We start from the raw sequence: 23,023 nt of genomic DNA, 5'->3' as shown, positions 1-23,023 counted from the left end.
TAGATTTCACCCTAAACCATGTGTTGTAAACGAGATAAACGCTCTGAATAGTTTTTGATTACATGGAGTGCAAACATCGGTGTTTCTTGAACAGCGAAGAGAAATCTTTTTTCGTCTAGAGAAACAAGTTTGCATTCAGTTTTAGCGATCGCAGTATAAGTACGATTTTTGATTCCTACAAGTACCCCTGTACCAAAAACATCCCCAGTTGTAATTGTCTCTACAATTTTACCGTTTACTAATATATCTATTTCTCCTTCGACAATGCCGAACATAAACTCACCAGACTGTCCTTCTTCAAAGATGACTTGGCCAGCAGAATATATTTGAGCGTTGGCTTGTTTTTGAAAGATATTGATTGTAATTACTGGACTTAAAACCATTAGAGCAATACCAAAATTGTTTACTTGAAAAAATTTTAGTTACGCAAGATTATAACCTATGTAAATTATACTACCGACTGTTGATGAACCTTCAACAGACTCAACAGATGTTAATAAGCGTAAATCTAACTATTATGGCAGAATTAGTCGTTTTATAGATTATGTAGATATATAACTTAGGACACTTGTATTTTCTGTATATTTATCCTTTTTGACTAATTATTTATCAATTTTCTTTACTAAAGACGAATGGCTAATGACGGATGAACAAATATATTCACATCACTAAAATCATTTACAGTTAGGATTTTAGCTAGGTGTTGAATATGGGTCGTATTGCTGATTTTGTGTTAATGGCTTTTTGTGGCGCAGTTTGGGGCTTACTGGGAATTTTATCAGCCATAGCTTCACCCCAAATGCAAGTTCGAGAACAAAATCACAGCCGCAAACACCAAAATAGGTTTGCAGAAAACGACTGCTTATTTAACGCGCGATCGCCTTATATCCAATGTGCTGTTAATCCAACAGAAGAGTGCGAGATCTGTGTTTATTTTATTGAATATGAGGAGTGGAAATACTAATTTTTAATTAAGAATTTTATATTATTTGTTGACTGTTGACTGTCAACAGTCAACAATCAACTAAATATGCAAGCTTAATGATTAACTAAGCCCGATCTGAGGGTGAAGTAAGCAGCACAAAACCGACCGCCATCAGGATGTTTTAGTACAGCTTTACCTAAATAAAAATCATGATCAATCTGGACTAATTGGTCTACCAAGTCACGAATCAGGAATTGGGGATTATCTGGTAAATCAAAGTTCAACCGCAAAACTTCAATGTCTGGCTCTAATAAACATTGATCACGAGATGATTGAAATTTAAAAGCAAGCGTTCTTCCTCTACCATCTGCAACATAACCATTATAGAAAGGCCAGATTAAGCGTCCTAGCAATAACCCATCATTCGTAAAAATATTATCTCCGGTGTTGCTTTTAGCATCAAATGTTTTACCTTCCCAAGGTAGCCAAATTTTAGTGATGATATCTAACCAACTATCTAAAACTGGGTGGAAATTAGCGGTAAGAAACTCACCCCAGTAGCGACCGTTTAAAAGTGGATCTGGTACTCTACCTTGACGGTAAATATTATCTAAGGCTGCAATTCCACCTTTTTGGTCATATTTCAACTGTCTTCTAGCTACCTCAAGTTCTTCGCGTAAATTAATATTGAATTGCTGATAAGTATTCATGAGTAGCCTCACTGAGTTTAGTTGATTCCTGAGAGCTAGGACTTACACAATGCAGTAAATTTAACTATTTCGGCTTAATCAAGTGGCTGCTTCTATTATTACAATTAACAATGAAGGATTGAGGAAGCAAAAGCCAGAATTGAGAATTTACCCGTGAGGTGAATCTAAAAATCTCAACTTGTTTGCTGGTTCTTTGCCGCTAACGCCGGTTCCCAGAGTTAGGCTTACTACTTGATTGTGAATTTCTGCCAATTTGGCAAACAAATCGTTGTGAATACTGATATTGTTTGTATTGTGCAAGGGGTGTACCAGAAGTTGCCCTGACTTAATTGTTGGGGCAGCTTCTCCAAAAAATATTACGTATAAATTGCTTCTCATGTTGCCTTGGGTTCAAGGCTGGTCACTCAGGCGCTAAGCAACGGGTAAAAAAGAACCGGACTTTAACATTTTTCACAGTCCCCATCAAAAAAATGTTGACTGCCAAGATAAAAAAGGGGTGCTGAATCTAGAGATTCAAGGCAGACCCTATAAACTTTCCATACAGCCAAATCGGCAAATAAGTAAATCGGTAGAATAAAACTGAACTATGTGAAGAAAAGTAAATAAGGCTCAAACTCTTTCTCTCCCTGCCCCCTGCCTTATTCCAATAATTATTCACGCCAACCGACTTAACTCTTCCCTAACCTCTTGCTCTCATTTTTAAGCAAGGTTAATAATTGATAAAAATGAGATTAAAAATTTCCAGTTGAATGCATAGATTACAAAAAAATCTTTCTACTTAGGGAAAATTGATGGTTTTTATAAAGTCTTAAGAGTTATTATCGATCCCAAGGAATAAATTAACAACTTGCAAACAACCGAATCAATGTAGTGAACTACCCAAGCATTTACATTTCGGAACAAAGCAGTCCCATAAATTTAGTTGGCGACATGGGACAAGAGGTGCAAATTTCCATTCATGCACCTAGCGAATATATCTGTGCCAACTGCGAACAGATATTACCAGATTGGAAACAAGAAGCTTTATTCTGGGTTGTGATTGTCTTGCAGCGATCGCAACATCATTTAGTGGAAAGTACAAAAGAAATAGAAGACGAAAAACAACGGTTACGCGAAAAGTTTATGCGGTTCGGGATTGATGTGGCTTTTGAACTGCGCGATCGCGGCTATCTTACAGACTTAATCGATCCGCGCACTGGCTATCCTTTACTTTCCCGTCCTGGTGCAATGCCCCATAATGATACAGCAGTAGTAAAAGCATTACTTGGCTATCCAGTAATTAAAAACAAATGCTGTATGTTAGTGCATCCTGTTTGGGGTACAGCTGTTTATCCCAGTATTTTAATCTCAACCGCACCACCCACGCTGATCGAATTTGTCACTAAAGAAATAGCTTGTAAGCATGGGTGGGAAGAACAAATAGAAGTCTGAAGAAATCGTTATTATGGGCTACTGGCGGGGTAAGGCGTATTCGGTAGAGATCAAATTAACCGCAGATAGAAGCAGATAAAATACAGGTCACTTTCTTTTATTAAAACTGCGATACTCCCAAGGATTGATAAACTTAGTATCACTCCAAATTCCCAGCTTTTGCTGCTGCGCTTGCGCTTCAGCTTGTTGAACTAAATCTTTACTGGGACATTTATTTAAATAAGGACGATATACCTTAGCTAAACCTTCGCGTAATAAGACTTGTTGAACAAACGTACCATCTTTTAAACGAACTTCTGCCACTTTCCTCCCATAGCGATCGCTATCTGTGATGTTTAGGATAACGCGATCGCCTGATTGTTTTACGAGTTCCTGTAAGCGTTCTTGTGCTTTTACACCCCAACTAAATTGATTGCGATCGCTGGCACTTTTACTATTCCTTTCCTTTTGCGAATGGGGTACTTCCGGCGCATCCATACATGCAAATCGCACGTTAAATTTATTACCCTTAGCATCTTTGACAGCCAAAGTATCACCATCGCTAACTCTTTCAACCAAATCTCCAGAAGCACCAAAGAATTTATCACAACCTGCTAAACCGACAAGTAAGATAGTTGCACTCAGCCAAATTACTAGTTGTTTTGTTAGTTTATTCATTCAACATCACCTCACTTTGATGGATGATACTATATTTGATTTTTGAAATAGATGCGGCTTTTGCTGAAATTCCTACATTGAGAAATAGTGATATAGTTACTGAAATCGGTTCTGATGGGGAGCAGCCATCAGACGTAAGGGGGAAAGTCCGGTGTAAATCCGGCGCTGTCCCGCAACTGTGAGCCAAAATTAGGTGAGTCAGGATGCCCGCCGGTTAGAATCAGTTCGTTACATAAATCTGCGAGGTACAGATTATGGAAAGAAAAAAACAGGCCTTACTTAGTCTAAGCCTGATAGGATTTATCAGTTTTTATCTAGTAATTGGTTTACCCAAACCTGCCTACGCAATGCACATCATGGAAGGTTTTTTACCAGTACAGTGGGCAATTTTTTGGTGGGTTGTGGCACTACCATTTTTTCTATTGGGATTGCGTAATTTAACTCGCATTACTAAAGCAAACCCGGAATTGAAACTACTGCTGGGGTTAGCTGGTGCTTTTACTTTTGTGCTGTCAGCATTGAAAATTCCTTCCGTCACAGGTAGCTGTTCTCATCCTACAGGAACAGGGTTAGGTGCAGTGCTGTTTGGCCCCTTAACAATGTCGGTTTTGGGTAGTTTAGTGTTGTTGTTTCAAGCTTTGTTACTGGCACATGGCGGCTTGACAACGCTGGGGGCAAATGCATTTTCGATGGCGATCGCCGGGCCATTTGTCGCTTACTGGATATATAATTTGACAATTAAGTTGGGTGGTAAACCAAGAATTGGCATATTTCTAGCCGCAGCTATCTCAGATTTACTTACCTACGTTATCACTTCCATTCAACTTGCCCTAGCTTTTCCTGCCCCTGTTGGTGGGTTTATTGCTTCATTCGCTAAATTCGCCGGAATTTTTGCTATCACTCAAGTTCCCCTAGCAATTAGTGAAGGATTGCTAACTGTATTGGTGTGGAACTGGCTGCAATCTTATAATCCTCAAGAATTGGAATTGCTGAAATTAATCAAACGGGAACCCAAAGGAAATGAATCAGTCTAAAAAAGGGTTGAGTAACTGGCTGTTGCTAGTAGCTGTATTAGGTTTAGCAGTTGCACCATTAATATTGGTGCGTGATGCGGAATTTGCAGGTTCCGATAACAAAGCTGAAAAAGCAATTACTGAAATACAACCTGGATATCAACCTTGGTTTAAATCATTTTTTGAACCTGCTAGTGGAGAAATAGAAAGCTTATTATTTGCTTCACAAGCAGCTTTGGGTGCTGGAGTAGTTGGTTATGTAATTGGGTTGTATAAAGGACGTTCCCAACAACAAAAACCTGAAGAATGAGCTTGCAATTAGACACTTTAGCTTACACTAATCGACTGCGAAGATTACCACCAGAACATAAACTAATTTTTGCATTTACCACTCTTGCTATTTCCCTTACTACCCATCCCTTAGTACAAATTTTGATAGCAATTTGGATGGGTGTTTGGATAGTTATTTATGCAAGAATTCCAACTGGTGTTTATTTGCGATTATTATTATTCACCATAGTATTTTGTTTGACAAGTTTACCAGCACTGATGGTGAATGTAGTGGCAATTAATGATTTGCCAAAAATACAATTAGATTCTTTGTCTGGTCTAAGTCTGGGACACTTCTATATTTATGTCAGTCATCATGGAAGTCTGCAAGCATGGGCAATTTTAACCAGAGCATTAGCCTCTGTCTCTTGCTTATATTTTCTCATGTTAACAGTTCCTTTCACAGAAATTTTACAAATTCTGCGTTACTTACGATTTCCAGTGCTTTTGACTGACTTACTATTATTAATGTATCGGTTTATTTTTATCCTGCTGAACACAGCTAATGAATTATGGACAGCACAAAACTCTCGTGGTGGCTACCGAACTTGGCGTAGTTGGATGAAAAGTTTAGCGGTACTTATCGGACAACTATTACAGCGCACATTACAACGATATAGTCAGTTTTCTCTAGGACTAGAATCACGAGGTTTTGTCAGTGAATTTCAAGTTTGGCATCCTCGTCGCTATCGTCCCCAAGTGCGATATATCATCGAAGCAATTTGCGGCTGTATTGGCTTATTAGGATTGGAATTTTGGCGGAATGCAGGAATATTTACTAGAATTTGAACAAGTATATTACACTTATTCAGGCGCACGACAATCAGCTTTGAATGGTCTAACCTTAAAAATTCCATTAGGTAAAAAATGTGCATTAATTGGACAAAATGGTTGTGGGAAAACTACACTGTTTTTATTAGCTAATGGGTTATATAAACCAGATGCTGGCATTGTAAGTTGGCGTGGTGAACCGTTAAATTACAATCGTAATTTTATTGGAAAATTACGCCAAAAAGTTGGGTTAATATTTCAAGATCCAGAACAACAATTAGTGGCTTCTACTGTTGAAGAAGATATATCTTACGGTTTGTGCAATTTAGATTTGCCTGTATCCGAAATTCAATACCGAGTAGAACAAGCATTAGTTGAATTTGGGTTGACTGCTTTAGCGGAGAGACCAGTACATCATTTGAGTTTAGGACAGAAAAAGCGAGTTTCCCTAGCAGATGTGATGGTACTGCGCCCAGAACTGTTGTTGTTAGACGAACCTACTGCCTATTTAGATGTCAAACATACTCGAAATTTGATAGCAACTCTGCAAAAAATTCATCAAAATGGTACGACTTTAATGATGGCAACCCACGATTTAGATTTAGTTTATCGTTGGGCAGATTGGGTTTTTGTTATGGATGAAGGACGATTAATACTAGAGGGTAAACCACAAGATGTATTTAGTCAGCGTCATCTTTTAGAAGAATTAGAGTTGGGTGTACCGTTGATATATGAAATGTTATTTGATTGGTTATCTGGTGAGGAGGAAGTAGTTAGAGAACGAGTGCAACAACGGATATTAGAATTATTTTGGGGTTGAGCATAATTATATGAGCAATACTTCTCAATAACGGTGGTTTGCTAAAGTTAAAAGTATCCGACAACTCCCAAGATTGGTACAATAGCTTCGCTTAATAGATAGCGACTATCAATTGCTATCTCCAAGTGCAGATGGAATTATTCGTTCTCTTAGCAGTAGAGGCGCTGTTAAACAATCAGATGGTGCGAGTTTTGAAAGTAGTACAAGAAGGGTTAAAGTCACCAGAACATACTGCGTTTGTCCAGCGATTTTTTTAACGTAGACGCGAAGCGGCTTCCTGAAGGGTACCACAGAGACACAGAGAACGCAGAGAGAAGAAAAACTCCGCGTAACTTTGCGTTTACCTCCCTTCGGGTTCACCAGTCACCAGCGGAGGGAAACCCTCCCGCAGCGCTGGTTCACCACAAACCTCTGCGTTTAAAACTCACCGCCTCTCCTCAAGAATGATTGTAGACTCAGCAGAACGCCCAAATTCTTCGGGTGCGTATTGTAAATGCGCTTCTGCACCAGGCCAGCGGTATGTACCGGGAGTTACAGAACGGACTAAGTAATGCAGGCTATAAACTCCTGGTTCGAGGTGGTCAGCATAGGCGATAATGCGATCGCGGTAAATATTGCGATAACCAAGTTCCCAACTATCGGCTTTGGCTTGCAATGCGGCTGTCGCAGTTTGAAAACTTTGATCTACGGCTTCAAATCCTGCTGGTAATGGGTCTTTAATTACTATATGGTCTACAGGATGATCTGCAATTATTTCTAAACCAATATCAAATACTTGTCCACTATCTACAGTTAATGGTTTATCAAAAGCATACATTCCTGTTTTTTGCAGAACTTTTTCTTCACCGACTTTGCTAATTTCTCGTGTAACGCGTAAACCATTAAATCTCCCTGGTTGATTGCCTTGCAAGCGATAATTATAGGCAACTAAATAATGTAATTTACCATTACCTGATTTTTGTAAGGTCAAATCGTGACGACCACGCGGTAATTTTTCCATTGGTACATTTAGCTGCAAGCTAGGATTTTGATAGCCAGTAAAGCGATTTTCACCTAACTTTTTACCAGCTAATTGGACTGTTGTTGCAAAATTGGGTGGTGTGGGTTGCAGTTGACTATATTCTACTAAAGCTGTTAATGCTTGAGCATTATCATAGTTAGTTTGCCATGTGCCATCGCGGCGCATTGCTAGAAGACTTTGGAATAATTTATCAATAACTTCTGGGTTACTTTGTTTGGCAATAAATAACCGTAAAGCCTGTGCTTGGGCTGTGGTAGATGAATTCATCCATCCCCAACTAGGGGGTAAACTAATAACTGCTGTGCGACCAGTTTCATAGATATTTTGTTGTAACTGGTTTAGCATTTGTTGTGATTCATTTTGCCATTCTGGGAATTGAGATAAGTATCGCGCTAGTTTTATTTGCGTAACTATATCAAAGTTTTGGCGTTGTTGATAAATATCACCCAGGAAACTATTGCGTTTATCGCCTAATTCTGCTAAGGCGATTAAGGCGTTTAATTGCAGTTGATTTTTACAAAGTTGTTGTTTGCAAAAATCGTACTGTCCTGGGTTAGCTAAAACTTTTTGCAAATAAGTTTTCAGCCGCGAAAGTATTGCAGCATCTACAGAATTTGGAAATGCTTGATTAGCTTTCACTAGTGACTCAGCAGCGTAAGCAGAAACCCAAGGATCAGATTTTTCTTGTCCTGGATAAGCCGCAAAACCACCGTCGGCTACTTGTAGTTTTTGCAGTTGAGTAATGGCTTGATTTGCTTTCTGGCTAGGATTAAATTCAGCAAATGATTGACTATATTTTTGTCCTAAAGTTTGCAAGTTAGCAGCAATGATTAATTGACTAGCGGCTGGTTCTGCAAAGGGTAAATCATCATCTTCTAAAACTTGTTTAGCGGGTGCTTTAATTTCGGGTATTAATGTACTCGCTAATTGAATATCTAAACCGCCAGCTTCCGGGGCGATGTTTTTATCAACATTCACCGGAATTTTAACTTGTTTTTCAGTCACACCAGTTTCAACAACTTGTTCTGTAATTTCTAGCGGCTTCACTTCTAAAGGCACTTCAAAAGCATCGGCGGCTGTATTATTTAGCTGGGTGGTAAACCTGACTTTACTTTCACCAATGCCACCTGCAATCATGGGGAAGCGATAAGCACGAGTAGCTGATTCTGCATTTGTTTGCAAAAAAGTAGTTGTGGGGTTCTTTTCGGCAAACTTAACTGTACCGCTAAGTTCGCCGTTAATTGATAGGTTTCCGTTATTCCCGGTGTTGTTGGTGACGGATAAACCAGCCAAGATGCGATCGCCTGGACGCACAAACTGTGGCAAGATGGCATTGGTTAGCAATGGCTTACTGGTGATAAACGTCGCGTCAGCGTTACCAAAGCGCAAGTTTCCATCAGTAGCGACAGCCATCACTCGCCATGTAGTTAAATCATCAGGTAACTTAAAGGTTATCTGCGCTTTACCATCAGCATCAGCTAACACAGAACCGTTGTAGTAAGCCAACGCCTGAAAATCTGTACGGACGCGGGTATTTGCTGCACCGACGGAAAAACCACCGCCATAACCCCAGCCTTTGGGCTTCGTTATATCTTGCGGTTGTATCACCACATCAGGACGATTATCGCTGAAACGGGTAGATATTTGCTGTTCTGCATAGACTGTATCTACCAAATTTGGCGGACGATAACCAGACAGTTGCAACACGGCTTCATTTACCACCATGACTATAAATTGTCCGGGTGTGGGGTTGTTTTGGTTGTCTTTGAGTTCTAGCTGTATTGTTTGTTCTGCACCAGGTTCTAAAGATGTTTGCAATGGCGTAACTTGCACTTTTAAATATTTATCTTGCAAGTTGACTTTAAAAGGTGCAAAACCAAGTTTTACTAATTTATCTATTCCTGGTTCTATTTGGTTGAGAGGTGCGCCTTGTCTCACTAATACAGCTTCTACGGCTGCATTAGGTAACATTTCTGGGGTGACTTGAAACTGAATTTGGGGTGCGCCTCCCTTAACTTTGGTTACTTGTTGATAGAGGGGTTTGTCTTTAATAACAGCAAAGTATAATTCTGCTTCTGGATAAGGTGATTGAATTAAAGCTGTGACAGTTTCCCCAGGTTGAAACTCTTTTTTATCTAGTTTAACTTCTAGGCGATTTTCTTCATCTGAACTCCAATAAACTGGGTTTTCTCCTGTTGCCCAAATTTGCAAATCTGTTGCACTTAATTCTTCTTTTGTATCGCTATTAGCTCTAATTCTGTATGAACCTGATTCTGGTGGTGTTAGCGTTAATATCTGAGGACTATCAGCAGATGTAATTTCTGCTTGTTCCACTGTTTTATATTCAACTTGATTTTTAGCAGTGCGGCTACCTTCCACTACCTGCGTCACACTGCTATATTTCATCTGTTGTAATTCTAAATGCACCCGTTGACCTATGATAGGTTTTCCTGTAGGTTCAGTAACAATAACTTCAATAGGTAAAGCTTTACCAGCATCAGCAATGAAATTACTTTTTAACCCTATTAGTCGATTACTTGGTAATGCTGTAAACTCTTGCGAAGTAGCCACAGATAAATTAGAAACATCTGCGACTTGCACATCTACTCGGTAAGTCATCGGATAAGGTAAATCTTTAGCCACTGTCACAGTTTGGCTAGTTTTACCACTTACATCTAACTTGGAGTTAGTCTGCAACACATCACTCGGTAAAGATGGACTTTCTTCCGGCCAAAACCATTGTCTACCAAAACTAAATTCATCCCAACCTTTAGGGATAAAATTAGTCTGCTGACGTGTGACAAAATATTTTGCTTCTCCTGCTTCTACAGGCGCACCAAATAGATAATTACTAGCGGCTTTCGCTTCAATTTTGTCGTTAACAAGGGCAAACTCTTTATCTAAATTGAGTTCCACTTTAAAATTAGGTGGTTTAAACTCAGCTACCCGAAATTCACCCGAAATTTCATTTCCGTTTTTTCCTTTTGCTTGAATTGTATAGTAGCCTAATTTTTGAGTATTCTGAATCTGTAACTCTAGAGAGAATGTACCAAACTCGTTTGTAGTTTTGCTACCTAAATCAGTCTTTTGTCCATCAGGATTTAGCAAAGTTAATTGATAATCAGCATTTTTATCTTGCTGAATACTTCCATTTTGTAAATAATCAGCAAAACCAGTTAACCAAGCTTTTTCTCCTGGTTGATATAACTGTCTATCCGAAAAAATTACACCCCTTGATTCTGGTTTACCTTCTTGCCAACCTGCATCAATACCGTAACCAAAAACACCACTATATTCTTCAGTTCTCGCAAAAGCCCAATCTTGATTTTCACTGGTAATTACTAATAGTTGTGGTGACTTTGTAAATCTTTGCTTATCTGCAAAACACTGCTTTAGATTTTCACGCTGAAGTCTTAAAGTACCATTTTCATCAGTTTTCCCTGTCGCACAAGGTACAGCATTACCTGAAGATTTTTCCTCTAACTTTGATTGATAAATGTCAATAGCTGCACCCTTCACTGGCGAACCATCACTCAGATGATGTACCCGAATTAAACCAGAATCAGGAAACCATTGACTAAATACACCCAAATTTGTTAACTGTACTAAACCATAAGTTGTCGGTTCTCGCCAAAGTTCCTTGCCATTTTCTTGATATTTATTCGTGCGTGCTTGTACTCCGTATGCCAACATTCCTGTAGGACTACCAAGCTTTTCTCTTAAAGGTACATTGACATCAACTGGTTGATTTTTCTTACTATTTACTTTAAAGCTTTGCCATGCACTTGGCTGTGGTAATAAATCATTATCATTACCTTTAGGATAAGCACCATTAAAATAAACTAAATCTGTAGGTTGAACTACACGATAAGCTGCTTTATATTTAGACTCTGGTAGGTTAACTGTACTAATATTTAACTGTAAATTTTGACCCGATGGGAAAATATGTAAATCAGACGGAACCCAAATATCACCCGCTAAATCTCCAGTATTATATTGTAAGCTGACAGGTTTATTCAAAGTCTGCCCAAATTTATCTTTGAGATTTGCGGCGATCATAATTTTATAATTAGTAGCAGGTTCTAAAGCGTAGGGATTGATAGTCACCACACTAGATTCATCTCCTACTTGTAGCATTCGGGAGATATCTTTTGGTGCTGGCTCAATTTTGATATTATCTTTAACGGAATCTTCTACTAAGATATTATTAAATTCTAACTGTGGACTACCTTTAAGAAAGCGCCCATAGGTTCCGCTAACATCTGGTTGTCCGTAAAAATTAATTTTTTGAAATGCTAAGGGTGAATAAGTTGCTAACTTACTAACAAACTCTTTATCTGTAGGTAAGTTACCGTAATCTGGTAAGATTCCTGGAGAAAATACAAGGCGATAGTTAGTTGCCTTTTCGAGACTTTGCTGCGGTATTAAATTATAAACCCAACTACGTGCTGAAGGGTCAAATTTTTCTAAGGGATCTTCACCTTCTGTGGGTTTTTCTTCTTTCGCCAAATCTACATTAAATTTGATATCTTGATTTTTACCTTCCGGCACAAGTTTGATATGCTCTTGTAAAGAAGATAAGTTCAATTCTACATTGGATGTAAACTGTAGCTTTTGTTGTAAATCGATAGGTTGAATATCTGCTTTTTCAACAGGATTAACACCCGGTAAGTTAGTCAGCTTGATAGGCTCAGTGTTAAATGTCCAAGCTAAATCTTGATTTAACCGATGATTTTTTAAATCTGCCAAACCAGCTTTTAAGGTAACTTGAAATCTTGTAGCTTGTGGCAGTGCTTTATCGGCTTGAAAGCCTACCATACGCGGTGTTAAAAAGCGAAATTGACCGGGTAAAGGCGGCCATAAAGCAAATTTTTGTAATAAATTCTGCTGTTCTTGACTGTCAAGACTTTCAACAGGAATTAAAGCTTCTTTAAAGCGAATGCGAATTTGGTTGAGAGGTTTTGCATCACCAACAGGGCTAATTTGTTCAATCCAGTCTGGCAACTTTGGTGGTGTGAGTGGAGAGACAGCAGGTAATGGTTCTTTGTTTGAGGATATACCTAGTAAACTACAGCCGCTAATGCCTAATAGAAATGTCAGGGTAATAAATAATTTAAGAAAAATTTTAATAATCATGTTAAATAAAAAAGACTAGCTTTATCTTTTCTTTGCGTCTTTGCGCCTTTGCGTGAGATTCTTGTTCTATATGGATAACCAACCGCCTATAGCTATTTCCTAAAATAACTACAATTCTTAATTTAAATTGGGAGAAATTGTTAAGTCTTTGAAATAATTACTGATAAAGAAATAGCGATCGCGTCAAAATTAAAGTAAATTTAACTGAGAAATCCCTGATGAGACTAAGTAGACGGCTCATCCAAAAAGCAAAATTTATCTTAGCTATTTTATTAATATGCCTAGTAGTGCGGCTATTGCCATATTTTGCTCCTATTCATGCCGCAGATATAGCCCAAAATCGGTTAGCTTTGGAATTTAGCGATCGCAACGGTTTACCATTAGGAACAATACTCACCCGTGACCAAGAACACACCGCCGTAGTACCCTTAAATCAGGTTTCTCCTCAATTTATCAACGCAATTTTAGCCGCCGAAGATAGCAGTTTCTATCATCATGGCGCGTTGGATATGAAAGCCATTATCCGCGCCATCAACCAAGCCATTCATACCAAACGAATTGTCTCCGGTGCTTCCACAATTACAATGCAATTGGCGCGGATGTTAGAACCATCTCCCCGCAACCTGTCAGGTAAATTGCAAGAAATTTGGTTAGCTTGGCGGTTAGCTGCGGGAATGAATAAAAACGAAATTCTCGCTGCATATATCAACCGTCTACCAATGGGCGGCAATATATATGGTGTAGAAGCCGCATCCCGCACTTATTTTTCTACTCCAGCCAGTGATTTAAATCTGGCCCAAGCCAGTCTTCTAGCGGCTATCCCTAATAATCCCACCTACTTCGACCCGCTACAACATTGGGACAGGGTGAAACAGCGCCAAAAATACGCCCTCAACCGTATGGTACAGGATGGCTATATCACTCAACAAATAGCCGAGAAAACCCAAACCGAAAAAGTAGTTTTTCAATCTCGTCAACGCGGAATTATCGCTGCACCTCATTTCTTATTTTGGTTAGCAACTCAGTTATCAAATACCCAACAAGAAACATCCCCCATTTCTACCACCATAGATAGACCATTACAGCAATTCGTCGAAGCACAAGCGCAGCAAGTAATTTCCACCCTCACCGCTAACAACGTCCACGATGCAGCAGCTTTAGTAATTGATAACCACACTGGCGAAGTCTTGGCTTACGTCGGTTCACCTGATTATTTCAACGAAGCCAAACTCGGACGCAACGACGGAGTACAAGCACTGCGTCAACCAGGTTCTACTCTCAAACCTTTTGTCTATGAGTTGGCGTTAGAAAAAAAACTAATTCGCCCAAACACGATTTTGGCCGATGTACCAGCCCACTATGCCATTCCTGGTGCGAAACTTTATAGCCCAACAGATTATACTCAACGCTTTCTTGGCCCAGTACGCGTGCGGATAGCTTTAGCCAATTCTTTAAATGTTCCAGCCGTGCGAGTCTTAGAAAAGGTCACTGTACCAAGTTTTCTAGAACGTCTGCATGAACTAGGATTTACTCACCTCAATCAAACCCCCGAATACTACGGTTTAGGTTTAACTCTCGGTAGTGGCGAAGTTACGTTATGGGAACTTGCTCAAGCTTACGTCACAATGGCCCGACAAGGACAAGCTATCCCACTTGTAACTACTATTAACGATTCTGCAATCCAAAATCCAAAATCTCAAATCCAAAATTCGACGGTATGGCAACTTATCACTGATATGTTGAGTGATAACCATGCCCGCGCCACAGCCTTTGGTGTAGACTCGGTGTTAAACTTGCCCTTCCCCGCCGCTGTGAAAACGGGTACTTCTTCCAACTTTCGGGATACTTGGACTGTTGGCTTCACTACCGACTACACCGTTGCTACTTGGGTGGGAAATTTTAACGGCGAACCGATGCGTCAAGTTTCGGGAGTTATGGGTGCAGCACCTTTGTGGAATCGCATTATGTTACATCTGCATGAAAATCAAGAACCAACAGATTTTACAGTTCCCCAAGGCTTAATTAAACTACCTATATGTGCAATTTCTGGATTACGCCCAACACCAGATTGTAACTCTGTGGTGCAGGAATATTTTTATCCAGAAGACAAAATTGCTTACGAAACTCAAAATAACTTTCATTTACCACCAGAATATGATGATTGGTTAGCAAAGCAGCAATCAAATTTTCTTTCTAGTAATTTGAGAATTGTCTCTCCCCAAAATGGCGATTTGTTCTTACTATATCCTGGTGCTGAAGGAAAGCAAAAATTAGAATTTAAGCTTGCTGGAAATCAATCTGCATCTGTCGAATGGTGGCTGAATGGTAAAAAACTTGATACACAATCAGCTATTTCTTTATTTTGGTATTTGCGTCCTGGAAACTGGACTTTGGAAGCACGAAGTAAAGAAACAAGTGATAAAGTTAATTTTCAAGTTGAGTTAGCCAAAATTAAACCAACTCGTCGGGGTTTTTCTATTGTTAATTCTCAGCGGTAGATGCAGCAGTTGAGGATACCATAATAGCCACGAAATGCTAGTTCATCTTTAGTAATGATCTGGGAATACTAAAATTTACACAGCTTAATACATTTCCAGCAAGTTCTAGCATGATATTGGCATTGTTTAACCATCCCATTTACTCAACTGGTTTCATTCCTCACGGGCATTGTTATCTCTGGAAACCAGCATTAGTATGGCTCCACATTATTTCTGATGGCGCGATCGCCCTTGCCTATTATTCTATTCCACTGTTACTGATTTACTTTATTTCCAAACGTAAAGATGTTCCTTTCAATGGAGTATTTCAATTATTTAGTGCTTTTATCCTTGCCTGCGGAACTGGACACTTGATGGAAATTTGGACGCTTTGGCATCCTGATTACTGGATTGCAGGTGGTGTAAAAGCTTTTACTGCAATTATTTCCATATATGCAACATTCGCCTTAATTTATCTCATACCTCAAGCTCTCACACTACCTAGTCCCGCCCAGTTAGAAGCTATTAATAGAGTGCTTAAAAGTGAAATTGTTGAGCGCAAACGCATCGAAAAAGAACTACGCCAAGCCGAGGAAATGGCGAAGGATTCTAGCCAAGCCAAGAGTGAATTTCTCGCTAATATGAGTCATGAATTACGTACACCTCTTAACGGCATCCTTGGTTATGCACAAATCCTCCAACGCACAGAACCTTTAACTGAAAAAGGGAGCAAAGGAATCGGCATTATTTATCAATGTGGTTCTCATTTATTAACTCTGATTAATGATATTTTGGATTTGTCTAAAATAGAAGCCCGGAAGCTCGAATTAAATTCGATTGATTTTTACTTACCTGCATTTCTAGAAAGTGTAAGTGAAATTTGTCGCATCCGCGCCGAACAAAAAGTGATTCAGTTTAATCTGCAACTTGACCCCAATTTACCAACAGGAATTCGTGCTGATGAAAAACGCTTGCGGCAAGTATTGATTAACTTGCTTGGTAATGCGATTAAATTTACACAGCAAGGTAGTGTCACGTTCAAGGTTAAAGTTATTAATCAAACAGTGAATAACCAAGGACAAATTATCTATAAAATTCGCTTTGAAATCATAGATACAGGTGCAGGTATCACTCCTGAGCAAGTTGAGAAAATCTTTTTACCTTTTGAACAAGTGGGCAGTCAAAAGCGACAAACTGAAGGTACAGGTTTAGGATTAGCAATTAGCCAAAAAATTCTATCTTTGATGAATAGTCAAATTCAAGTGGAAAGTGAGTTTGGCAAAGGTAGCACTTTCTGGTTTGAGGTAGAGCTACCAGAATCTAAAGATTGGGCAAAGGTTTCTAGAGTCATAGAGCTGGGAATTGTTATTGGTTATCAAGGGCAAAAGCGCACTATTTTGATTGTGGATGATAAATGGGAAAACCGCTCGGTAATTGTCAATTTACTAGAACCAGTGGGATTTACTGTAATAGAAGCTAGTCATGGTGAAGAAGGATGGGAACAAGTAAATTCCTGCAAACTAGACTTGATTATTACTGATTTAGTTATGCCTGTAATGGACGGATTTGAGTTCATTAAAAGTTTGCGCCATTCTGACCAATTTCAAGAGATGCCTATCATTGCTTCTTCAGCCAGTGTTTTTGCAATTGACGAATATAAAAGTATTGATATGGGTGCAAATGCCTTTCTCCCCAAGCCGATAGAAGCTGAAACACTTCTGGAATTACTACGTCAATTCTTGCAACTGGAATGGTTGTATGAAAATAAGCAAAACTCAATCAACAAATCAAATGTAGAGCGTTCAGATTGTTTAGTTAATTTAGTTCTTCCTGGCAAAGAAATTTTACAGCAATTCTTGGAACTAGCACAAGACGGCGATATTCAAAAAATTTTAGAAATAGCGGAGCAAATTTCTGCATCCAATCAGCAACTCAGCACTTTTACTGGGCAAATTATACAGTTAGCAAGCAACTTCCAACTCAAACGTTTAGAAGGTTTTATTCAACAACAATTAGTTAATTTAGCTTAACTTTAATTTTAAAATCCATCATGAATAAGGTTTCAACTAAGGGATTTATTTTAATTGTGGATGATAATCCCACCAATTTATCTGTATTGTCGGAAGCGTTGGCTAGTGAGGGTTGGCGTTTTCGTGTTGCAGTTGATGGAGAAAGTGCGATCGCTCAGGTGGAACGCAATCAACCAGAATTGATGTTACTAGACATACAAATGCCGGGTATTGACGGATTTGAAACTTGTCGTCGCCTCAAAGCCAATCCTGTAACGCACAATATTCCCATTATTTTCACTACAGCCTTAGCCGATACAGAAAGTAAAATCAAAGGATTTTCTCTCGGTGCAGTAGATTATATCCCGAAACCATTTGCCCAAGAGGAAGTGATTGCCAGAGTGCGCGTGCATTTACAACTTAAGCAATTGACTCAATCTTTAGAACAACAAGTGTGCGATCGCACCGCTGCTTTGCAACAAGCTCAAGTGCAACTGGTGCAGCAAGAAAAACTCTCAACATTAGGAGAGTTAATTGCTGGTATTGCCCACGAAATGAACAATCCCATCAGCTTTATCACTAACAATATTCCGCCTTTAAAGGAATACATTAGCTCAATAACCGAACTTCTCCAAATTTATGAACAGGAGTATCTCAACCCAACAGCCAAAATTACTAATTTTATTGAAGACTTGGATTTAAAATTCGTTCTCGAAGATCTCACAAAAATTTTGAGTTCACTCCAGATAGGCTCTGAACGAATTCAGCACCTTTCTACTTCACTGCGCAGCTTTTCTCGCTCGGACAGTGATACAAAATTACCTGCTGATTTGCATTTAGGGCTAGATAGTACACTGATGATTTTACAACATCGCCTGAAGGCTAACGGCGATCGCCCTGGCATTGAAGTTATGAGGTGTTATGGAAAATTACCACATATAAACTGCTATGTCGGAGAGATGAATCAAGTATTTATGAACATTCTGGCCAACGCTATTGACGCTCTTGATGAAGCTATTCTCCAAGGTAAAATGACCAATAAAATTCCGCAAATTAAAATTGCCACCGAAATAAATGCTCAACAAATGGTTGTCACTCGGATTGCTGACAATGGAATTGGCATTCCTGAGCGACTCAAACAACGGCTGTTTGAGCCTTTGTTCACTACAAAACCCGTTGGCAAAGGTACTGGACTTGGCTTGTCGATAGCCCATCAAATCGTCGTAGAAAAACACAAAGGCACAATGGAAGTAAATTCTCAGCCAGGTAAAGGAACCGAGTTTACAATCGCAATTCCCATGTAATTAATCAAAACTTTTAGCTCTCAAAGGCATAGTTCTACCTAGTGGTATACCTATATGGAGTAAACCATAGGTATACCAAAATGTTTGTCATAATAGACTACTTTTATACCGTGCGATCGCCTAAATAATATAAATAATACCTCTTCAGAAATTTGCGGTTTTGAAATTGATGATTTAAAGTAGTGCTGAGTTTTTAGGAAATAATCATCAATGACGACTTTAACCACAGAAAATCAAAAATCTACCAAGCAGAAAAAACAGTCTTTTGGGCGTATAGATATAGGTTCCCCTAAAGTTCCATTCCGCAAAACCAAAAAGATAAAGCAAGAACATGAGTTACTCAGTGACTGGGAACACGCTAGTTAATCAATTGCTACAGCAAAGTGCTGAGTGCTGAGGAAAAGCCTTGTATTTACCCTATGGGAAGCCGCTTTTCTACAGGAGTTTTAACAATCAAAATAGTCCTAATCTATGTTTGGACTGCTATATGTAGAACTCCACTGACACAATTGAGATACTGGTGTCATGCGAGGGCGATTGTATTGGTAAAATCCCTGAAGATTTAGTGAAGCCTTACGGTACAAAATCCACTTAGCATTATCCTCGTTAGCATTGGCCGTAGTGAGGATACTTCCCTGATTAAGTGTTAAACGTCCTTCTGAGTCCCACTTAAATTCAGCAGACTCAGGTGTATTTTTCAGTTGAAGATTATCCCACACTATACCTAGACCTTCACCAGTGATGCGATCGCCATCTACTATCCCACGAATACAAACAAATTGATCCGAGTGCGGATAGCCATAATAGCCATTCACTTGATTTCCGATTTTACTGAAATTCAAACAAACTCCAGCCCCATCTCGCCAATCTTTAGGATCAGGTTGACTACAAAATTGATAGTTACCGTTTGCTAAACTAGCAATATTTACTGGTTGATTTGCCAGCAGAAAGTCTTGCTTGAGAAGCAATTTACCAGAAAATAGTGAACCTGCTAATAAATTTACACAGAAAACACCTAGTGGTAAGAAATTGCTCAATTTCAGCATAATCTCACCCATACATTTCTGGGAGACTAGCTTTTTACAGAAGCATTGATAACAACTAACTAATTTCTACACGGCTGGAGCCGCAGAAACTACCATCAAAAGTAGTAGTGCCAACATCAAGACGATGAGTTTGACAATGAGGTAAGTTGTAGGGTCAGAGAGTGGAAAATCGCTAAACATAAGACACCTCCATTTGCCATCTTTGCAAAGTCACTTGAGGCGAAAAATTTTCTTTGAAAACAGAACTGAGATTTTGATCTAGCTTTTGTTTTCTACATTTATATTTTCTCTCAAAATCCTCTTACGGGAGCCGTTATGTAATTATAGGTAACATTTTGCGGCTATCTCATGCTTTGTAAGTAGGGTGGGCATCTTGCCCGCCCAATTAATGCCATTGAAATGTAAATTTAGTTATCGTCTATATCAATCCAAATACTGCCTTCTTCCACGCGCACGGGAAATACTGGCAGTGTTTTTTGTTGCGAAATTAAAGACAATACTTTACCGACTCCAGGCGGCCAGGGACACCAATTATTTACCTGCCCAGTCTGCAAATCAAAAGCGCTACGGTGAGTAGGACAAACAATTGCCCCATCTTCGATTTTGCCATTCTTGAGAGGTAATTTTAAATGAGGGCAAGCGTTATCTACCGCATATAATTGATTTTCGTGATTTAGCACGAGAATTTTTCGCTTGCCAACATTTACCACTTCTCTCGCACCAGGGGCAAGTGCATCAGCTGCCATAACTTTAGTCCAGCCCATTGAATTCTCCTTGGTTAATGGATCTGTTTTCAGTTTCCCGCAATTGTGACCTCAGTGCGTATGGTTGCAAGGATGATTGTCAATATGGTGCGATCGCCTCAACTCAACTTTTGCAATCTAATAGCTCGGTATAACATAGAGTAGGCAACGTCTTAACTTTAAAATACTTTACAAAGGTGGTAAAAAATGGGTCGGATAAATCCCTACACCCTGCAAATGCAAATTACTCGGATGTTTGACCAAGGACAATCATTTTTCGCTACAACCAAAGTCCAGGAATGGCTCAAAGAACGCAATCAAAATCCCTTAGATTACGACATTATTTTTCATCAAAAACCTGCTCCTCCTGGTTCTAAAGAAGTCATGGTGGTAGAAATTGAATTGCGACGTAAAGATGGACAACCTGTAGATTCTTGGTTACAAGAACAAGCCAATCTTCATGCGTAATTTTGGGGAGATGAACAGTATTATCTGTAGGGTGGGCAAAATTTTGCCCACCTAATTTATTTAATGATGATGGTGGTGGTGATGATGTTCACTTGAATGGGGATTAACTGCCAAAGCTTCCTCTGACAACAGATCTGCAATCTGCGGATTTGCCCATTCTGCGGCCATTGCCAAGAATTCTGCATTGTCGTTAACACAAGCCATCTGCACATAATTCACATCAGAATGCTGTTTTTCTAAAGCATGAATAATGTGATGGACATCTAACAGAGTCTCGTGATTTTCGGTAGCGAAACCAATAGGCATAAATATTATTACTTTCGCACCCAATTGAATCAAGTTTTTGGCAGCTTGTTCGGCGTTGGGCTGCGTCCATTCAATCAGAGGCGTATCGTGATTTAACCAACCTACCGATATTAAAGGATAGCGGTTAATCAATTTCTCTCTCACTAACTCGTATAGTGCTTGACTTTCAGTTATCCCAGAAGTGAAGCCTTTAGCTTTGTGAGGACAACCGTGATTCATTAAAACGATCCCGATTTGAGAAGGTAGGTAAGTGGCGGCTAAATCAGCGTTAATTTTCTCCTCAACCAAATGCGCCATCAAATCAATGTAGGCGGGTTCATTGTAGAAAGAAGGAATGTAACGCTGTCCTTTAACCCAATGTTCTTCTCCATCAGCTATTTCAGATAGAGCATTATTCACTTGCTCGATCGCAATCCCACTAGTAAAAATTGAATCAACCACCAACAAGGGGTAAATTAGCAGCTTGTCAAATCCTTGGTTGTGAATTTCCGCTAAAACTTGCTTAGGAAGAAAAGGCGCACAGAAGTTAAAGGCTTTGAATACTTTAACGCGATCGCCCCACTTAGCTTGTAAATTCTGCTCAATCCCGGCTCGTTGCTGTTCAAATATAGCGTTGTGTGGCGAGATAAAGTCGTGGTGTGTATGACCCCATTCATGGCGGTCAAATAACGCCAATAGCCGTGCTAAGGGAGGATAAATCCAAGTCGGGACTGGTGCGAATTTTGCTGTTAATAAATTTAAAGCCTGTTCATTATAGTTGGCGAAATCTTCGTAGCTTTCGACTTCACCATAACCCATAAGCAATACAGCTACACGGTCTTGACCTGGTAGATGCTCGTGGGTGTGTTGCAATTTTTCTGGCGTAGCAACCACAGTAAGTTCCTCAATATAAACCAGATTAAAGAGCTAAATAATAGCTCTATGTATTTTTCTGGATCATAAAACATTATCCCTTCCGGGGGGATAGGATAACCATAAAATTAACAACAATACTTCAAAAGACATACTTACGTTAATACTAGATACTGAGTATGACAAAATAATTTCTGAGTATCCTAAAGAAAAATGTGAATTCTAGTTAAATCAAGATTTCACTACGCTCCAATATTAATGTAGAATTTACTAGTAATTTTTATAGCACTACTTTTAAATATAAATACTTACAAAAATCTGATCAATTACAAAAAACTCAATCATCAGAGAGTGAAAGTTGTGAAAACCAATAGATAAATGACGATCATCATTTGCCCTGGAATCCATGACCCAGAATTAACTAACAGCTTTATCTCAAACTGGTTAACAGTAGGTGCTGATAGCTTAAGTAAACAAAATAAAATCAAGACAATAATTTTTCCGGGAAAAGGTGTTTTAGCTTTATCAGCACCTCATATATTGCAGTTTTTAGGCGATCGCTTAAAAAATCAACAAAACTCACCCGTTGTATTTATTAGCTTCAGTGCCGGAGTAGTAGGTGCAATAGTCGCCGCTTGGAACTGGCAAATTTTAGGAGGACAAGTCAAAGCATTTATTGCTATAGATGGATGGGGTGTCCCTTTATGGGGTAATTTTCCCATTCATCGCTTAAGCCACGATTATTTTACACATTGGAGTTCCTCGTTACTGGGTAGTGGGCATAATAATTTTTACGCAGAACCAGCCGTTGACCATCTATCTATGTGGCGATCGCCCCAAACTGTTCAAGGTTGGTGGGTAGACTCTTCTTGTGAAGTTTCTCCCCAACAAATGCGCTTGACGGCTGCTCAGTTTTTGCATTTGTTGGTAAAACGCTATGAATAAAAATAGTCCGGAAAACAGTGTAGGCAAACAGGAGTGAGAAATAGAAGAGGCAAAAGAAT

21 protein-coding genes and 1 riboswitch are annotated in these 23,023 nt (G+C 39.2%); of the genes, 13 read left to right on the top strand and 8 right to left on the bottom strand.

What is annotated here, in order from left to right; translation table 11 throughout:
• Window positions 1-11: 11 nt before the first annotated feature.
• Window positions 12-383, bottom strand: coding sequence for a cyclic nucleotide-binding domain-containing protein (locus ACMX3D_RS15065; RefSeq protein WP_482752200.1), 372 nt, complete (start codon window positions 381-383; stop codon window positions 12-14).
• Window positions 384-709: 326 nt separating this feature from the next.
• On the opposite strand from ACMX3D_RS15065, the gene ACMX3D_RS15060 reads away from it, so the two are divergent.
• On the top strand, window positions 710-964 hold the full coding sequence (locus ACMX3D_RS15060; RefSeq protein WP_482752199.1) for a DUF6464 family protein: 255 nt from the start codon (window positions 710-712) through the stop codon (window positions 962-964).
• Between the two features lie 74 nt (window positions 965-1,038).
• Here ACMX3D_RS15060 and ACMX3D_RS15055 read toward each other — a convergent pair whose 3' ends face one another.
• A complete protein-coding gene (locus ACMX3D_RS15055; protein ID WP_482752198.1) occupies window positions 1,039-1,635 on the bottom strand; it encodes a hypothetical protein in 597 nt (198 codons plus the stop codon).
• Between the two features lie 147 nt (window positions 1,636-1,782).
• Window positions 1,783-2,013: a hypothetical protein gene (locus ACMX3D_RS15050; RefSeq protein WP_482752197.1), complete on the bottom strand. Its 231-nt coding sequence runs from the start codon at window positions 2,011-2,013 to the stop codon at window positions 1,783-1,785.
• 492 nt (window positions 2,014-2,505) lie between these two features.
• Here ACMX3D_RS15050 and ACMX3D_RS15045 point away from each other — a divergent pair, with 492 nt between their 5' ends.
• On the top strand, window positions 2,506-3,066 hold the full coding sequence (locus tag ACMX3D_RS15045; RefSeq protein WP_482752196.1) for a methylmalonic aciduria and homocystinuria type D protein: 561 nt from the start codon (window positions 2,506-2,508) through the stop codon (window positions 3,064-3,066).
• An 87-nt stretch (window positions 3,067-3,153) separates the two neighbouring features.
• On the opposite strand, the gene ACMX3D_RS15040 is transcribed toward ACMX3D_RS15045, so the two are convergent.
• A complete protein-coding gene (locus ACMX3D_RS15040; RefSeq protein ID WP_482752195.1) occupies window positions 3,154-3,723 on the bottom strand; it encodes a thermonuclease family protein in 570 nt (189 codons plus the stop codon).
• Between the two features lie 89 nt (window positions 3,724-3,812).
• A riboswitch (cobalamin riboswitch) is annotated at window positions 3,813-3,952 on the top strand.
• A 25-nt stretch (window positions 3,953-3,977) separates the two neighbouring features.
• On the opposite strand from ACMX3D_RS15040, the gene ACMX3D_RS15035 reads away from it, so the two are divergent.
• The 5 genes from ACMX3D_RS15035 to ACMX3D_RS15015 all read left to right on the top strand — a co-directional run bounded on the left by ACMX3D_RS15035 (window position 3,978) and on the right by ACMX3D_RS15015 (window position 6,914).
• Entirely contained in the window at window positions 3,978-4,757 is a 780-nt protein-coding gene (locus ACMX3D_RS15035; protein ID WP_482752194.1) for an energy-coupling factor ABC transporter permease, read from the top strand.
• Entirely contained in the window at window positions 4,744-5,046 is a 303-nt protein-coding gene (locus ACMX3D_RS15030) for an energy-coupling factor ABC transporter substrate-binding protein (RefSeq protein ID WP_482752193.1), read from the top strand. Before ACMX3D_RS15035 ends, ACMX3D_RS15030 begins: the two co-directional genes overlap by 14 nt.
• Window positions 5,043-5,855, top strand: a complete 813-nt coding sequence (gene cbiQ, locus ACMX3D_RS15025; protein WP_482752192.1) for a cobalt ECF transporter T component CbiQ — start codon at window positions 5,043-5,045, stop codon at window positions 5,853-5,855. The genes ACMX3D_RS15030 and cbiQ overlap by 4 nt, the downstream gene beginning before the upstream one ends.
• A complete protein-coding gene (locus ACMX3D_RS15020; protein ID WP_482752191.1) occupies window positions 5,830-6,657 on the top strand; it encodes an energy-coupling factor ABC transporter ATP-binding protein in 828 nt (275 codons plus the stop codon). Before cbiQ ends, ACMX3D_RS15020 begins: the two co-directional genes overlap by 26 nt.
• A 131-nt stretch (window positions 6,658-6,788) precedes the next feature.
• The gene (locus ACMX3D_RS15015) at window positions 6,789-6,914 is read left to right on the top strand and encodes a hypothetical protein (RefSeq protein ID WP_482752190.1); all 126 of its coding nucleotides are present in this window, start codon (window positions 6,789-6,791) and stop codon (window positions 6,912-6,914) included.
• Window positions 6,915-7,081: 167 nt separating this feature from the next.
• Here the strand turns inward: ACMX3D_RS15015 and ACMX3D_RS15010 are convergent, their stop codons facing one another.
• Window positions 7,082-12,814: an alpha-2-macroglobulin family protein gene (locus ACMX3D_RS15010; protein ID WP_482752189.1), complete on the bottom strand. Its 5,733-nt coding sequence runs from the start codon at window positions 12,812-12,814 to the stop codon at window positions 7,082-7,084.
• 218 nt (window positions 12,815-13,032) lie between these two features.
• Here ACMX3D_RS15010 and pbpC point away from each other — a divergent pair, with 218 nt between their 5' ends.
• From pbpC to ACMX3D_RS14990, 4 genes are all read left to right on the top strand, one after another.
• Window positions 13,033-15,312: a penicillin-binding protein 1C gene (pbpC, locus tag ACMX3D_RS15005; protein ID WP_482752188.1), complete on the top strand. Its 2,280-nt coding sequence runs from the start codon at window positions 13,033-13,035 to the stop codon at window positions 15,310-15,312.
• A 113-nt stretch (window positions 15,313-15,425) separates the two neighbouring features.
• Window positions 15,426-17,321: an ATP-binding protein gene (locus tag ACMX3D_RS15000; protein WP_482752343.1), complete on the top strand. Its 1,896-nt coding sequence runs from the start codon at window positions 15,426-15,428 to the stop codon at window positions 17,319-17,321.
• A gap of 20 nt (window positions 17,322-17,341) precedes the next feature.
• A complete protein-coding gene (locus ACMX3D_RS14995) occupies window positions 17,342-18,604 on the top strand; it encodes a sensor histidine kinase (RefSeq protein ID WP_482752187.1) in 1,263 nt (420 codons plus the stop codon).
• A gap of 210 nt (window positions 18,605-18,814) precedes the next feature.
• Complete coding sequence (locus ACMX3D_RS14990; protein WP_482752186.1) at window positions 18,815-18,970, top strand: hypothetical protein; 156 nt, start codon at window positions 18,815-18,817, stop codon at window positions 18,968-18,970.
• 98 nt (window positions 18,971-19,068) lie between these two features.
• On the opposite strand, the gene ACMX3D_RS14985 is transcribed toward ACMX3D_RS14990, so the two are convergent.
• Together ACMX3D_RS14985 and ACMX3D_RS14980 are read right to left on the bottom strand one after the other, a co-directional pair.
• Window positions 19,069-19,650: a hypothetical protein gene (locus tag ACMX3D_RS14985; RefSeq protein WP_482752185.1), complete on the bottom strand. Its 582-nt coding sequence runs from the start codon at window positions 19,648-19,650 to the stop codon at window positions 19,069-19,071.
• Window positions 19,651-20,057: 407 nt separating this feature from the next.
• Window positions 20,058-20,414, bottom strand: coding sequence for a Rieske (2Fe-2S) protein (locus tag ACMX3D_RS14980; protein WP_482752184.1), 357 nt, complete (start codon window positions 20,412-20,414; stop codon window positions 20,058-20,060).
• A 186-nt stretch (window positions 20,415-20,600) separates the two neighbouring features.
• Between ACMX3D_RS14980 and ACMX3D_RS14975 the strand changes: the two genes are divergently transcribed.
• The gene (locus ACMX3D_RS14975) at window positions 20,601-20,861 is read left to right on the top strand and encodes a hypothetical protein (RefSeq protein WP_229542517.1); all 261 of its coding nucleotides are present in this window, start codon (window positions 20,601-20,603) and stop codon (window positions 20,859-20,861) included.
• Between the two features lie 60 nt (window positions 20,862-20,921).
• Here the strand turns inward: ACMX3D_RS14975 and ACMX3D_RS14970 are convergent, their stop codons facing one another.
• Complete coding sequence (locus tag ACMX3D_RS14970) at window positions 20,922-22,040, bottom strand: ferrochelatase (RefSeq protein WP_482752183.1); 1,119 nt, start codon at window positions 22,038-22,040, stop codon at window positions 20,922-20,924.
• 357 nt (window positions 22,041-22,397) lie between these two features.
• Here ACMX3D_RS14970 and ACMX3D_RS14965 point away from each other — a divergent pair, with 357 nt between their 5' ends.
• Window positions 22,398-22,964, top strand: coding sequence for a hypothetical protein (locus tag ACMX3D_RS14965; protein ID WP_482752182.1), 567 nt, complete (start codon window positions 22,398-22,400; stop codon window positions 22,962-22,964).
• Window positions 22,965-23,023: the final 59 nt, after the last annotated feature.

This window comes from Anabaena sp. TISTR 8404, assembly GCF_056847745.1.
The sequence above is the reverse complement of the archived record's forward strand: the minus strand, read 5'-3'. Positions and strand labels throughout refer to the sequence as shown.

Excerpts from the sequence above, each read along its gene's own strand:
- cbiQ (WP_482752192.1), top strand. The coding sequence starts at position 5,043 with ATGAGCTTGCAATTAGACACTTTAGCTTACACTAATCGACTGCGAAGA.
- ACMX3D_RS15040 (WP_482752195.1), bottom strand. The coding sequence starts at position 3,723 with ATGAATAAACTAACAAAACAACTAGTAATTTGGCTGAGTGCAACTATC.
- ACMX3D_RS15020 (WP_482752191.1), top strand. The coding sequence starts at position 5,830 with ATGCAGGAATATTTACTAGAATTTGAACAAGTATATTACACTTATTCA.
- pbpC (WP_482752188.1), top strand. The coding sequence starts at position 13,033 with ATGAGACTAAGTAGACGGCTCATCCAAAAAGCAAAATTTATCTTAGCT.
- ACMX3D_RS15055 (WP_482752198.1), bottom strand. The coding sequence starts at position 1,635 with ATGAATACTTATCAGCAATTCAATATTAATTTACGCGAAGAACTTGAG.
- ACMX3D_RS15065 (WP_482752200.1), bottom strand. The coding sequence starts at position 383 with ATGGTTTTAAGTCCAGTAATTACAATCAATATCTTTCAAAAACAAGCC.
- ACMX3D_RS15010 (WP_482752189.1), bottom strand. The coding sequence starts at position 12,814 with ATGATTATTAAAATTTTTCTTAAATTATTTATTACCCTGACATTTCTA.
- ACMX3D_RS15015 (WP_482752190.1), top strand. The coding sequence starts at position 6,789 with ATGGAATTATTCGTTCTCTTAGCAGTAGAGGCGCTGTTAAACAATCAG.
- ACMX3D_RS14990 (WP_482752186.1), top strand. The coding sequence starts at position 18,815 with ATGACGACTTTAACCACAGAAAATCAAAAATCTACCAAGCAGAAAAAA.
- ACMX3D_RS14975 (WP_229542517.1), top strand. The coding sequence starts at position 20,601 with ATGGGTCGGATAAATCCCTACACCCTGCAAATGCAAATTACTCGGATG.
- ACMX3D_RS14995 (WP_482752187.1), top strand. The coding sequence starts at position 17,342 with ATGAATAAGGTTTCAACTAAGGGATTTATTTTAATTGTGGATGATAAT.
- ACMX3D_RS14965 (WP_482752182.1), top strand. The coding sequence starts at position 22,398 with ATGACGATCATCATTTGCCCTGGAATCCATGACCCAGAATTAACTAAC.
- ACMX3D_RS14980 (WP_482752184.1), bottom strand. The coding sequence starts at position 20,414 with ATGGGCTGGACTAAAGTTATGGCAGCTGATGCACTTGCCCCTGGTGCG.
- ACMX3D_RS15060 (WP_482752199.1), top strand. The coding sequence starts at position 710 with ATGGGTCGTATTGCTGATTTTGTGTTAATGGCTTTTTGTGGCGCAGTT.
- ACMX3D_RS15050 (WP_482752197.1), bottom strand. The coding sequence starts at position 2,013 with ATGAGAAGCAATTTATACGTAATATTTTTTGGAGAAGCTGCCCCAACA.
- ACMX3D_RS15030 (WP_482752193.1), top strand. The coding sequence starts at position 4,744 with ATGAATCAGTCTAAAAAAGGGTTGAGTAACTGGCTGTTGCTAGTAGCT.
- ACMX3D_RS14985 (WP_482752185.1), bottom strand. The coding sequence starts at position 19,650 with ATGCTGAAATTGAGCAATTTCTTACCACTAGGTGTTTTCTGTGTAAAT.
- ACMX3D_RS15035 (WP_482752194.1), top strand. The coding sequence starts at position 3,978 with ATGGAAAGAAAAAAACAGGCCTTACTTAGTCTAAGCCTGATAGGATTT.